Raw genomic sequence first — 12,406 nt, forward strand, 5'->3', positions numbered from 1 at the left:
GCCGGTGACACGGGTCGTGCGGATGACGGATGGGCGAGGCCTGCATCCCCCTCTCCGGCGCTTTTTGCGCGGGCGCTTGCGATCGATATTGTTATATTATAACGTTCTATCTAACGACGCCCTCATCATCGTCAAGACCTCCCATGATCCGCAAGAACCCGCGCGGCGACCTGCCGCAGATCCACCCCAGCGCCTTCGTCGACCCCACCGCCATTCTCTGCGGCCTGGTCATCGTCGAGGAAAACGTCTTCATCGGTCCCTATGCCGTCATCCGCGCCGACGAGATGGACGCGCAGGGCCGCATCGACCCGATCGTGATCGGCGCGCACTCGAACATCCAGGACGGCGTGGTGATCCATTCCAAGTCGGGCGCGCGGGTGCGCATCGGCCAGCGCACGTCGATCGCCCACCGCGCCATCGTGCATGGCCCCTGCACGGTGGGCGATGGCGTGTTCATCGGCTTCAACAGCGTGTTGTTCAACTGTACGGTCGAGGACGGCTGCGTGGTGCGCTACAACGCGGTGGTCGACGGCGTCCACCTGCCGCCGGGCTTCTACGTGCGATCGACCGAGCGCATCGGCCCGGACACCGATCTTGCGTCGCTGCCCCAGGTGCCCGCCGCGGCCAGCGAGTTTTCCGAAGACGTGGCGCGCACCAACAACGCGCTGGTGCATGGTTACAAGAACATCCAGAACGAGTTCTGAATGACTGCCCAGCCACTCGCCAACACCCTCCCCGTCACGCCACGCCAGGAAACCCCCGCATGATCGACGCCGAGCAATCCTCCCGGCGGCAGGCCGACCTGCTGGTGCGCGGCGGCACCGTGCTGCTGCCCGGCGGCACGATGACGCCCGTCGACATCGCGGCGCGAGACGGCCGCGTGGTGGCGTTGGGCAGTCTGGACGACTGGCGCGCGGACACCACGCTGGACGCCGCCGGCCTGCATGTGCTGCCCGGCGTCATCGACAGCCAGGTGCATTTCCGCGAGCCTGGCCTGACCCACAAGGAAACCCTCGAAGCCGGCACCCGCGGCGCGGTGCTGGGCGGCGTGACCGGCATTTTCGAGATGCCGAACACCAGCCCGTTGACGCTCACGGCCGCCGACTTGCAGGCCAAGCTCGACGCGGCGCGCGGTCGCGCCTGGTGCGACCATGCGTTCTACATCGGCGGCTCCGCCGTCAATGCCGAACGGCTGGCCGAGCTGGAAAACCTGCCCGGCTGCGCCGGCGTCAAGGTCTTCATGGGCAGTTCGTTCGGCGATCTGCTGGCCGATGACACCGAGGTGCTGCGCCGCATCCTGCGCCATGGCCGCCGCCGCATGGCGGTGCACGCCGAGGACGAGGCCCGGCTGCGCGAGCGCAAATCGATCGTGCTGCCCAGCGGCGACGTCCGCCTGCATCCCCACTGGCGCGACGTCGAAAGCGCGCTGATCGCGACGCGGCGCATCGTGCGGCTGGCGGCTGAAGCCCACCGGCGGCTGCACGTACTGCACGTCTCCAGCGCCGAGGAAATCGCCTTCCTGGCCGAGCACAAGCGACGCGTCAGCGTCGAAGTCACGCCGCATCACCTGACGCTGCACGCGCCCGACTGCTACGAACGACTGGGCAGCCTTGCGCAGATGAATCCGCCGGTCCGCGAGCCGCGCCACCAGGATGCGCTGTGGCAAGGCATTCGCGACGGCGTGGTCGATGTCATCGGCAGCGACCACGCGCCGCACACCTTGGAGGAGAAGGCCAGGCGCTATCCGCAATCCCCCAGCGGCATGACCGGCGTGCAGACCCTGCTGCCGCTGATGCTCGACCACGTGCATGCCGGCCGCCTGAGCCTGCCGCGCCTGGCGGACCTGACCAGCGCCGGCCCGGCGCGCCTGTTCGGCCTCGAAGGCAAGGGCCGCATCGCGCTGGGGTATGACGCCGATTTCAGCATCGTCGACCTCCAGGCATGCCGCGCCATCCGCAACGACTGGATCGCCAGCGTCAGCGGCTGGACGCCGTATGACGGCCTGCGCGTCACGGGCTGGCCCATTCACACCGTCGTGCGCGGCCATGCCGTCGTGCGCGACGAGGCCCTGGTCGATACCGTCCCGCCGGGACAGCCGTTGCGGTTCCTGGAAGCCACGCCGGCCTCGCCATCCCTCGATTCCTGAAAGAGTGTGTCCCATGCGCCAAGAAACGCCCCCACCCCGCAACGCCCTGTTCGCGCCGCGCCTGTCCATCGAACAGGTGGAAGAAGGCCGGGCGCTGGCGCCGAAGTTCGACGAACACGGCCTGATCGCCTGCGTCACCACCGATGCCGGCAGCGGCGAGGTGCTGATGCTGGGCTACATGAATCGCGAAGCCCTGGAGCAGACCATCCGGACCGGCCAGGCGCATTACTGGAGCCGCTCGCGGCAAGCGCTCTGGCACAAGGGCGCCACCAGCGGATTGATTCAGCAGGTTCGCGAGATCCGCGTGGACGACGACCAGGACGCGATCTGGCTGCGGGTGGACATCGACGGCGGCGCGAGCTGTCACGTCGGCTATCGCTCCTGCTTCTACCGCGCCGTGCCCCACGGACAGGACGCGGCCGGGCCGCTGGCGTTCACCGAGAGCGAGAAGGTGTTCGATCCGGTCGAGGTGTACGGCGATGCCCCCAACCCCACGCAACTCTGATCCTTCTCCGTGGCACAAGCGAGCGCCTTGCTGACGCCAAAAAAAACCGGCGTTGGCCGCCGGTTCGCTTCGCGCTCGTGCCCGGACGGACTCAACCGCCCAGCTTGAGCGTGCCCTTCATCATGGCCCAGTGCCCGGGGAACGAGCAGAAGTAGGCGTAGTTCTCGCCCGCGGCGATCTTGGACACGTCGAACGTGACCGAATCGGATTCGCCGCCGCCGATGACCTTGGTGTGGGCGATGACGCGGGTGTCGCCCGCCTTGACGTAGTCCTGCGCCAGGCCGGCGCCCATGCCGTCGGTGGCGACGCCCTGCTTGTCGGCGTCCTTGGTCAGCACCAGGTTGTGGCCCATGGCGACCTTGGCCATCTTGCCGACGTGCTTCAGGTGCACGGTGAACTGCTTGCAGCTCTTGTCGACGACGATTTCCTTGACGTTGTACTGCATGGCGTCGTTGCTTTCGACGGTGGCTTCGCATTGCGCGGCAAGCGCGGGCAGGCTGGCGGCCGACAGCAGGATGGCCAGGGTGGTTTTGGCAAGCATTGAATCTTCTCCGATGACTGAACGGTGTATCTGCGCGCTGCCGGACTCCGCCCGCAACGCCACCGCGCACCAGTCTAGGAGGGCCCCCCGGCAAGCCGCTTGATGCGCATCAAGTGAAGCGCGCTTACCTGCGCACATCCCTACGGTCAATAGGGCTATTACTGATTACGCCGACGATTTTGACAATCCGCAACGTGGGCCCGTGCATCGATTCGTAGGATGGCTGCAAACCAACACCAACAAAGAGTCGAAGCATGCGCGGCAGTCTGGCGGCACATTACGGGGCACGTGGCGGGGCAGGTGGCAAGGCACGTAGCGGGGAAAATGGCGCGACAAGCGGTGCGACAAATGGCGGGGCGCATCGCGGCGCACGGCACGAGCCGCATCGGGGAGTCCAGCGCGGATCCTCGCTTGCCGTCCGGGTCTTCCTCTGCCTCTTGCTGTTGTGCTGTGCATTGGCCGCCACCGCCGTCCAGGCGCAACGGCTGCCCGACTTCCTGAAGACCGTCGCCGTCGCCGACCTCTTCCCCGGCGCCGACCGCATCGGCCCGCCCGAGGGCAAGCCCATGACCGCGCGCGTCTATGCCGGCGAGCGCGCCGTGGGACGCCTCTACCTGACCTCCGACGTGGTCAACACCCGCGGCTATTCCAGCAAGCCCATCGACGTGCTGGTGGGGCTAGCGGACAACGGCCGCATCGTCGGCGCCCGGCTGGTGGAGCACCACGAGCCCATCGTGCTGATCGGCATTCCGCAAGCCAAGGTCGATCACTTCATCCAGGGCTACGTCGGCCTGAACTTCATCGACAGCCCGCCGCGCCACGGCGCGCCGCCGCCGGTGGACATCATCAGCGGCGCCACCGTCACCCTCATGGTGATCGGCGACAGCATCACGCGCTCGGCCATCGCGGTGGCGCGCGCCTATGGCGTGGAGGGCGCTGGCGCCGCCAGCGCCGCGCCCGCCGCCGCGGCTGCGCCTGCACGGCAGATCGACGGTTCACGCGACGCGGTCGAATCCTGGCAGGCCCTGCTCGACGCCGGCGCGGTGCGCAACCTGCGGCTGGCGCCCGAGGACGTCAACCGCGTGTTCCGCGAATCGGGCCGCCAGGACGCGGCCGAACGCGGCCAGGAAACGGCCGACGACGACGTCTTCATCGACCTGTACGTGGCGCTGGCGAGCGTGCCGTCCATCGGCCGCAGCCTGCTTGGAGACGCGGAATGGCAGCGCCTGAAGGAGCGCCTGAAGCCCGGCCAGCAGGCCATCCTGGTGGCGGGCAACGGCGCCTATTCGTTCAAGGGCTCAGGCTACGTGCGCGGCGGCATCTTCGACCGCATCGAGATCATCCAGGACGAAGGCAGCTTCCGCTTCCGCGACCGCAATCACCAGCGCCTGGCCGACGTTGCCGCGCAAGGCGCGCCGGCCCTGCGCGAAGTGGCGCTGTTCGTGGTGCCGGAGGACGCCGCGTTCGACCCGGTCAAGCCGTGGCGACTGCAATTGATGGTGCAACGCGTGCTGAGCGTGTCGGACAAGGCCTTCGTCACGTTCGACCTGCCGTACGCCCTGCCCGACCGCTACACCCGCGTCGCGCCCGGCGCCGCGCCGGCCGCCTCGGCGCCGGCCCCCGAGACGGCGGCCGAGGACGCCGCCCCGCCCGCGCTGTGGCAGCAGATCTGGCGCGGCAAGGCCGCGCAGGTGGCGATCCTGACGGTGGCGCTGATCGTGCTGGTGGGCATCTTCTTCTTCCAGGACCAGCTGACCAGCCGGCCGCTGTTGCATGACCGGCTGCGCCTGGCGTTCCTGGCCTTCGCGCTGTTCTGGATCGGCTGGTACGGCCAGGCGCAGCTGTCCATCGTCAACGTGCTGACGTTCTTCTCGGCGCTACGCACCGACTTCCGCTGGGATTACTTCCTGATGGACCCGCTGGTGTTCATCCTGTGGTGCGCCACCGCCATCTCGATGGTGTTCTGGAACCGCGGCGCCTTCTGCGGCTGGCTGTGCCCGTTCGGCGCGCTGCAGGAACTGGCCAACCGCTTCGCCAAGCGCCTGGGCCTGCGCCAGGTCACGGTGCGCCATGGCGTCAACCAGCGCCTGTCGACGCTGAAGTACGTGATCTTCCTGGTGCTGTTCGGTTTCTCGCTGTACGACCTGGCGCTGGCCGAGCGGCTGGCCGAGGTCGAGCCGTTCAAGACCGCCATCATCCTGCGCTTCGTGCGCGACTGGCCGTTCGTGCTGTTCGCGGTGGCGCTGCTGGCGGCGGGCCTGTTCATCGAACGCTTCTTCTGCCGCTACCTCTGTCCGCTGGGCGCGGCGCTGGCGATTCCGGCGCGGCTGCGCATCTTCGACTGGCTGCGCCGCTACCGCGACTGCGGCAACCCCTGTCAACGCTGCACCAAGGAATGCCCGGTTCAAGCCATCGAGCCGACCGGCGAGATCAACCCGAACGAGTGCATCCAGTGCCTGCATTGCCAGATGCTCTACCACCACAAGCAGAAGTGCCCGCACCTGATCCAGAAGCACGGCAAGCGCGAGCGGCGCCGCGCCGAAGACAGCGAGCCGGCGGTGCAGGAAGTGGTGCTGCACCGCGCGCCCAACCCGAACCCGCCCGCGCCCTCCGAATCCTGATTTCCGTTCCGCGGCGCGAGACGCCGTTCCTATCAAGGAGTTATTCATGTCCGACAAGAACCCCGACAAAACCGGCCTGAGCCGCCGCAGCTTCCTGGGAACCGCCGCCATCACCGGCGCCGCCGGCCTGGTGGGCGGCGCGCAGCTGTCCACCGCCCACGGCAAGGACGCCAAGGCCGGCGCCGCCGGCCAGAGCGGCCACGTCGCGCCGGGCGAGCTGGACGAATACTATGCCTTCAACTCCAGCGGCCAGTCGGGCGAAGTGCGCGTGCTGGGCCTGCCGTCGATGCGCGAACTGGTCCGCATCCCGGTCTTCAACCACTGCAGCGCCACCGGCTGGGGCCGCACCAACGAAAGCCGCAAGATCCTCACCGAAGGCCTGACGCCCGAAACCCGCGAATACCTCAAGGACAAGGGCGGCGTGTTCCTGAATGGCGACGCCCACCACCCGCACCTGTCGTTCACCGACCGCACCTACGACGGCCGCTACCTCTTCATCAACGACAAGGCCAACAACCGCGTCGCCCGCATCCGCCTGGACGTGATGAAGACCGACAAGATCACCGAGCTGCCCAACGTCTCGGGCGTGCACGGCCTGCGGCCGCAGCGCTATCCGCGCACCGGCTACGTCTTCGCCAACGGCGAACACATCATCCCGCTGCCCAACGACGGCAAGGTGACCGACGATCCCAAGAAGAACTTCTTCGCCATCTACACCGCGCTGGACGGCGACACCATGAAGGTCGCCTGGCAGGTGCTGGTGGACGGCAACCTGGACAACGGCGACGCCGACTATCAGGGCAAATATTCCTTCTCGACCTGCTACAACTCCGAGAAGGGCCTGACGGTGGAGGAAGCCTCGGCCAACGAGCAGGATTGGGTGGTGGTGTTCAACATCAAGCGCATCGAGGAAGCCGTCAAGAAGGGCGACTTCAAGATGATGGGCGGCGTGCCGGTGATCGACGGCCGCCACGGGTCCAAGTACACCCGCTACATCCCGGTGCCGAACTCGCCGCACGGCTGCAACGCCGCGCCCGACGGCATCCACCTGGTGCTCAACGGCAAGCTGTCGCCCACGGTGACCGTGCTGGACGTTCGCACGCTGGATGACCTGTTCGACGACAAGATCAAGCCGCGCGATTGCGTGGTGGCCGAACCGCAACTGGGCCTGGGCCCGCTGCACACCGCCTTCGACGGCCGCGGCAATGCCTACACCACGCTGTTCATCGACAGCCAGATGGTCAAGTGGAACATCGACCTGGCCAAGCGCGCCTACAAGGGCGAGAAGGTCGACCCGATCATCCAGAAGCTGGACGTGCACTACCAGCCCGGCCACAACCACTCCACCATGGGCGAGACGCGCGAGGCCGACGGCAAGTGGCTGGTGTCGCTGAACAAATTCTCGAAGGACCGCTTCCTTAACGTCGGCCCGCTCAAGCCCGAGAACGACCAGCTGATCGACATCTCCGGCGACACCATGAAGCTGGTGCACGACGGCCCCAGCTTCGCCGAGCCGCACGACATGTGCCTGGTGCACCGCTCCAAGGTCCATCCCGTCAGCATCTGGAAGCGCGACGACCCCATGTGGGAAGAGGCGCGCCAGATGGCCAAGAAGGACGGCGTCACGCTGGAGGATGCCGCCAAGGTCGTGCGCGACGGCAACAAGGTGCGCGTCTACATGATGGCGGTGGCGCCGATGTTCAGCCTCAAGCGGATCGAGGTCAACCAGGGCGACGAGGTCACCGTGGTGGTCACCAACATGGAGGTGATCGAGGACCTGACGCACGGCTTCACGCTCGAGGGCCACGGCATCGCCATGGAAATCGGGCCGCAGGCCACGGCCTCGGTCACCTTCACCGCCGACCGGCCGGGCGTGCATTGGTACTACTGCCAGTGGTTCTGCCACGCGCTGCACATGGAGATGTCCGGCCAGCTGGTGGTCCTGCCCAAGAAGACGGCGTAGCGCGCATGACGTTCATCGTGAACCTGACCCGGGGCGGCCGGAGGACCGCCGCCGCGCTGGCCACGCTGGCCGCGCTGGGAGGCACGCTCGGCTGGGCGCCCCCCGGCGCGGCGGCCACCGTGGCCGTCGCCGCGGGCGCGGACCTGGCCGCGGCGGTGGCCGCGGCCCAGCCCGGCGACGTGCTGGCGCTGGCGCCCGGCAGCTATGCCGGCGGCATCGTCATCGACAAGCCCCTGACCCTGCAAGGGCCGCCCGACCGCGCCGCCGTCATCGCCGGCACGCGCCAGGGCCGCACGCTGTGGGTCAAGGCCGAGGACGTGACGCTGCGCGACCTGACCGTCACGCGCTCCGGACTGAGCCTGTCGGACATGGACGCCGGCGTGTTCCTGGACCGCGGCGCGCACCGCGCCCGGGTCGAACACAACGACATCCTCGACAACCTGGTGGGCGTGCACGTGTGGGGCCCCAATGACGCGCTGGTGACCGGCAACCGCATCGTCGGCAACCGCGAGCTGCGCGTGGCCGAGCGCGGCAACGGCGTCACGCTGTGGAACACGCCCGGCACGCGGGTGCTGGACAACGACATTTCCGCCGGCCGCGACGGCATCTTCGTCAACACCAGCAAGCAGAACACCTTCAGCGGCAACTACTTCCACGACCTGCGCTACGCGGTCCACTACATGTACACCAATGACAGCGAGATCAGCGGCAACGTCTCGAGCGGCAACGACATCGCCTACGCCATCATGTATTCGCACCGGCTGGTGGTGCGCGACAACGTGGCGCGCAACAGCCGCGAACAAGGCCTGATGCTGAACTACGCCAACCAGTCGCGCATCACCGGCAACACGGTCGATGGCGCCGGCAAGTGCGTGTTCATCTACAACGCCAACAACAACGCGTTCCTCGACAACCACTTCGCCAACTGCGAGATCGGCGTGCACTACACCGCCGGGTCGGACGGCAACCAGATCTCGGGCAACACCTTCCTGAACAACAAGAACCAGGTGAAGTACGTCGGCACCCGCACGCTCGACTGGGCGGTGAATGGCCGCGGCAACTACTGGAGCGACAACACCGCCTTCGACCTGAACGGCGACGGCATCGCCGACACCGCCTACCGGCCCAACGACGTGGTCGACCAGCTGCTGTGGCGCGCGCCGGCCGCGCGCATCCTGCTCAACAGCCCGTCGATCTCGATCGTGCGCTGGGCCCAATCCCAATTCCCCGCCATCCTGCCGGGCGGCGTCATCGACAGCGCGCCGCTGATGCAGCCGCCGCCGCGCCCCGCCGCCCGCGCCAAGGAGACTCCATGAATACCGACCTGGTGACGCTGGCCGGCGTCAGCAAGCACTATGGCGCGCAGCGCGCCATCGACGGCCTCGACCTGCAACTGCGCCAAGGCGAGTGCGTGGCGCTGGCCGGCCACAACGGCGCCGGCAAGAGCACGCTGATCAAGCTGGTGCTGGGGCTGATCCGCCCCACCCACGGACGCGTCACGCTGTTCGGCGAGGACGCCCACAGCCGCGCCGCCGCGCGTTTGCGCGACCGCATCGGCTACCTGCCGGAAACCGTCGCGCTGCATCCCTCGCTGACCGGCGTGGAGACGCTGGCGTTCTACGCCCGGCTCAAGCGCCGGCCGCTGTCCGGCAACCCCGCGCTGCTGGAGAAGGTCGGCATCGCCGGCGCCGCCCACCGCCGCGTGGGCGGCTATTCCAAGGGCATGCGGCAACGCCTGGCGCTGGCCCAGGCCCTGCTGGGCCAGCCACGCGTGCTGCTGTTCGACGAACCCACCACCGGACTGGACCCGGCCTCGCGCCTGATGTTCTACGACATCGTCCATGAGCTGCGCGCCGCCGGCGCCACCGTCCTGCTCAGCACCCACGCGCTGTCGGAACTGGCCGGCCACGCCGACCGCATCATCGTCATGAAGGCCGGCAGGAAGATCGCCGACGGCGCCATGTCGGCGCTGCGCCAGTCCACCGGGCTGCCGATCCGCATCCGGCTGACGCTGGCCGCGCCGCAGAGCGGCACGGTGCTGGCGCGGCCATGGCGCCGCCTGGACGCCTGCCGCTACGAACTGGCCTGCCTGGAACGCGACAAGGTCGATGCCATCCGCGGCATCGGCGCCATCGCCGCGCCCATCGCCGACCTCGACATCCAGGCCCCCAGCCTGGACGACATCTACGCCCACCTGCTTGAACGGGAAGACATATGAACGCCGTCTGCACCATCATCGGCAAGGAAATCCGCGACGGCCTGCGCAATCGCTGGGTACTCGCCACCGCCCTGCTGCTGGGCGCGCTGGCGCTGGCGCTGGGCCTGCTGGGCAGCTCGCCGACCGGCACCGTCAAGGCCGACCCGCTGGCCGTCACCGTAGTCAGCCTGTCGAGCCTGTCGATCTTCCTGGTGCCGCTCATCGCCATGCTGCTGGCCTACGACGCGGTGGTCGGCGAAGTCGACCGCGGCACCATGGCCCTGCTGCTGAGCTACCCCGTGGCGCGCTGGCAGGTGCTGGTGGGCAAGTTCATCGGCCACCTGGCGATCCTGGCGCTGGCCACCGGCGCCGGCTACGGCTCGGCCGGCCTGGCGCTGCAATGGGCCTATGGCGGCCTGGACCCGGCCGCCTGGCAGCCGTTCGCGCTGCTGATCGGCGCCAGCGTGCTGCTGGGCGCGAGTTTCCTGGCCATGGGCTACCTGATCAGCACGCGGGTGCGGGAACGCGCCACGGCGGCCGGCATCGCCGTCGGCGTGTGGCTGTTCTTCGTGGTGATCTACGACATGGCGCTGCTGGGCCTGCTGGCCGCCGACCAGGGCCGTCATGTCGGCCCGGGCCTGCTCAACGTGCTGCTGCTGCTCAACCCCTCCGACGTCTACCGCCTGTTGAACCTGACGGGCTTCGAGAACATTTCGCTGTACGCCGGCATGGCGGGCGTGAGCGACCAGGCCAGCCTGCCCGTGCCCGCGCTGGTGGCGGCGCTGCTGCTGTGGATCGCCGCGCCCTTCCTGCTGGCGATCGCGTCTTTCAGGAACCTGCCGCTATGAGACCCCTGCTGCTTTCCCTTTGCCTGGCCGCGCTGCTGGCCGTGGCCGCCTGCGGCGACGGCGCCGCGCCCGCCGCCCCGCCGCCGCCCCAGCCGGTCACGTCGCAATCGGTCGGCCACTACTGCGGCATGGCCCTGGCCGACCACGCCGGCCCGAAGGGGCAGCTCTTCATCAAGGGGCGGCCGGCGCCGGTCTGGTTCTCGTCGATCAAGCAGGTGTTCGCCTACACCCTGCTGCCCGAGGAGCCCAAGGCCATCACCGCGATCTACGTGAACGACATGGCCACCGCCGGGCCGGACGGCGCGCCCGATCCGGCCGCCTGGATCGACGCGCGCCAGGCGTTCTACGTCATCGAGGGCCGCTTCGTCGGCGGCATGGGCGCCGAAGACGCCATGCCGTTCTCGCTGCGCGCGCCCGCCGAGGCCTTCGCCCAGAAGCACGGCGGCCGCGTCGTGGCCTATGCCGATGTTCCGGAAGCCTATGTCTTCGCCCAGTAGCGCGGCCGCCGGCCGCCCCACGCCGTCCCATTCCGCCATGTCCATCGCCATGAATCCCCGCCGCCGCCGTTTCATCGGCATTGCCGCCGCCACGTCCGCGCTGGCGCTCGCCCCCCTGTCGTTGCGCCGCGCGTCCGCGGCGATCACGCCCACCACCTGGCAGGGCGTCGCGTTGGGCGCGGACGCCGAGCTGCGGCTCTACCATCCCGACCCGCGCGCCGCGCGCCAACTGATCGCCCAGGCGCTGGGGGAACTGCATCGCCTGGAGGGCATCTTCAGCCTGTACCGCGACGACAGCGCGCTGGCGCGGCTGAACCGGCAGGGCTACCTGGCCGATCCGCCCGCCGACCTGCTGCGCCTGCTTGGCGACAGCCTGTGCTACAGCCGCCTGACGGACGGCGTCTTCGACCCCACGGTGCAACCGCTGTGGCAGCTGTACGCCGGCCATTTCGCGCGGGCAGGCGCGGCCGCGCAAGGCCCGTCCGAGGCCGAGCTGGCGCAGGCCCTGGCGCGCGTCTCGTATCGCGCCGTGACGCTGGACAGCCGCCGTATCGAACTACAACGGCCCGGCATGGGCATCACGCTCAACGGCATCGCCCAGGGCTACATCACCGATTGCATCACGCGCCTGCTCAGGCAGGGCGGACTGGAACGCGCGCTGGTCGACATGGGCGAGATACGCGGGCTGGACAGCCGCGCGTCGCCCGGCGACTGGCAGGTCGGCCTGGCCGACCCGCGCGCGCCGCAGCGGATCCTGGCCGCGGTGCCCGTGCGCAACCAGGCGCTGGCCACCTCCGGCGGCTACGGCACCGCCCTGGACGCGGCGGGCCGCTACACGCACCTGTTCGATCCCCGCACCGGCGGCGCCCAGCCGCGCTACCAGAGCGTGTCGGTGATGGCGCCCAACGCCGCCATGGCCGACGCGCTGTCCACCGCGTTCTCGCAGATGCCGCCGCAGGCGACCGCGCCGATCGTGCGCGACCTGGGGCTGCGGGCGTGGTTCGTGCCGCTCGAGGGGGGATTGGTGTCGCAGGGCGGCGAAGGGTGACGCAACGCGCACGGACGTCCTGCCAAATGGGAACACACTG

Annotated in this window: 11 protein-coding genes; 10 read left to right on the forward strand and 1 reads right to left on the reverse strand. The window is 68.9% G+C overall.

Translation table 11 applies throughout. The features are described 5' to 3' along the window. The first annotated feature begins 143 nt into the window (after nt 1–143). The 3 genes from AC1HFW_RS15360 to hisI are packed head-to-tail and all read left to right on the forward strand — an operon-like array spanning nt 144 to nt 2,651. Entirely contained in the window at nt 144–704 is a 561-nt protein-coding gene (locus AC1HFW_RS15360) for a gamma carbonic anhydrase family protein (RefSeq protein WP_006390368.1), read from the forward strand. Between the two features lie 59 nt (nt 705–763). Then, nucleotides 764–2,146 (forward strand): dihydroorotase, encoded by a 1,383-nt coding sequence (locus AC1HFW_RS15365; RefSeq protein ID WP_479284207.1) that lies wholly within the window; start codon nt 764–766, stop codon nt 2,144–2,146. A 13-nt stretch (nt 2,147–2,159) separates the two neighbouring features. Then, nucleotides 2,160–2,651, forward strand: coding sequence for a phosphoribosyl-AMP cyclohydrolase (gene hisI, locus AC1HFW_RS15370; RefSeq protein WP_479284209.1), 492 nt, complete (start codon nt 2,160–2,162; stop codon nt 2,649–2,651). 91 nt (nt 2,652–2,742) lie between these two features. Here the strand turns inward: hisI and azu are convergent, their stop codons facing one another. Beyond that, on the reverse strand, nt 2,743–3,192 hold the full coding sequence (azu, locus tag AC1HFW_RS15375; RefSeq protein ID WP_006390371.1) for an azurin: 450 nt from the start codon (nt 3,190–3,192) through the stop codon (nt 2,743–2,745). A gap of 455 nt (nt 3,193–3,647) precedes the next feature. Here azu and AC1HFW_RS15380 point away from each other — a divergent pair, with 455 nt between their 5' ends. Genes AC1HFW_RS15380 through AC1HFW_RS15410 form a run of 7 tightly spaced genes read left to right on the forward strand, consistent with a single transcriptional unit; the run spans nt 3,648 to nt 12,366 of the window. Beyond that, nucleotides 3,648–5,813 carry a 4Fe-4S binding protein gene (locus AC1HFW_RS15380; protein ID WP_479284212.1) on the forward strand — a complete coding sequence of 722 codons (2,166 nt, stop codon included), beginning with the start codon at nt 3,648–3,650 and terminating at the stop codon, nt 5,811–5,813. Nucleotides 5,814–5,859: 46 nt separating this feature from the next. Beyond that, nucleotides 5,860–7,776, forward strand: coding sequence for a TAT-dependent nitrous-oxide reductase (gene nosZ / locus AC1HFW_RS15385; RefSeq protein ID WP_061073851.1), 1,917 nt, complete (start codon nt 5,860–5,862; stop codon nt 7,774–7,776). A gap of 5 nt (nt 7,777–7,781) precedes the next feature. Continuing rightward, complete coding sequence (locus AC1HFW_RS15390) at nt 7,782–9,092, forward strand: nitrous oxide reductase family maturation protein NosD (RefSeq protein ID WP_479284215.1); 1,311 nt, start codon at nt 7,782–7,784, stop codon at nt 9,090–9,092. Next, complete coding sequence (locus tag AC1HFW_RS15395; protein WP_006390375.1) at nt 9,089–9,994, forward strand: ABC transporter ATP-binding protein; 906 nt, start codon at nt 9,089–9,091, stop codon at nt 9,992–9,994. Before AC1HFW_RS15390 ends, AC1HFW_RS15395 begins: the two co-directional genes overlap by 4 nt. Further along, nucleotides 9,991–10,821 (forward strand): ABC transporter permease, encoded by an 831-nt coding sequence (locus AC1HFW_RS15400; RefSeq protein WP_479284218.1) that lies wholly within the window; start codon nt 9,991–9,993, stop codon nt 10,819–10,821. The genes AC1HFW_RS15395 and AC1HFW_RS15400 overlap by 4 nt, the downstream gene beginning before the upstream one ends. After that, entirely contained in the window at nt 10,818–11,318 is a 501-nt protein-coding gene (locus AC1HFW_RS15405; protein WP_061073848.1) for a nitrous oxide reductase accessory protein NosL, read from the forward strand. Before AC1HFW_RS15400 ends, AC1HFW_RS15405 begins: the two co-directional genes overlap by 4 nt. Nucleotides 11,319–11,355: 37 nt before the next feature. Next, nucleotides 11,356–12,366, forward strand: coding sequence for an FAD:protein FMN transferase (locus tag AC1HFW_RS15410; protein ID WP_479286510.1), 1,011 nt, complete (start codon nt 11,356–11,358; stop codon nt 12,364–12,366). Nucleotides 12,367–12,406: the final 40 nt, after the last annotated feature.

This window comes from Achromobacter sp. ISS7, from assembly GCF_056523125.1.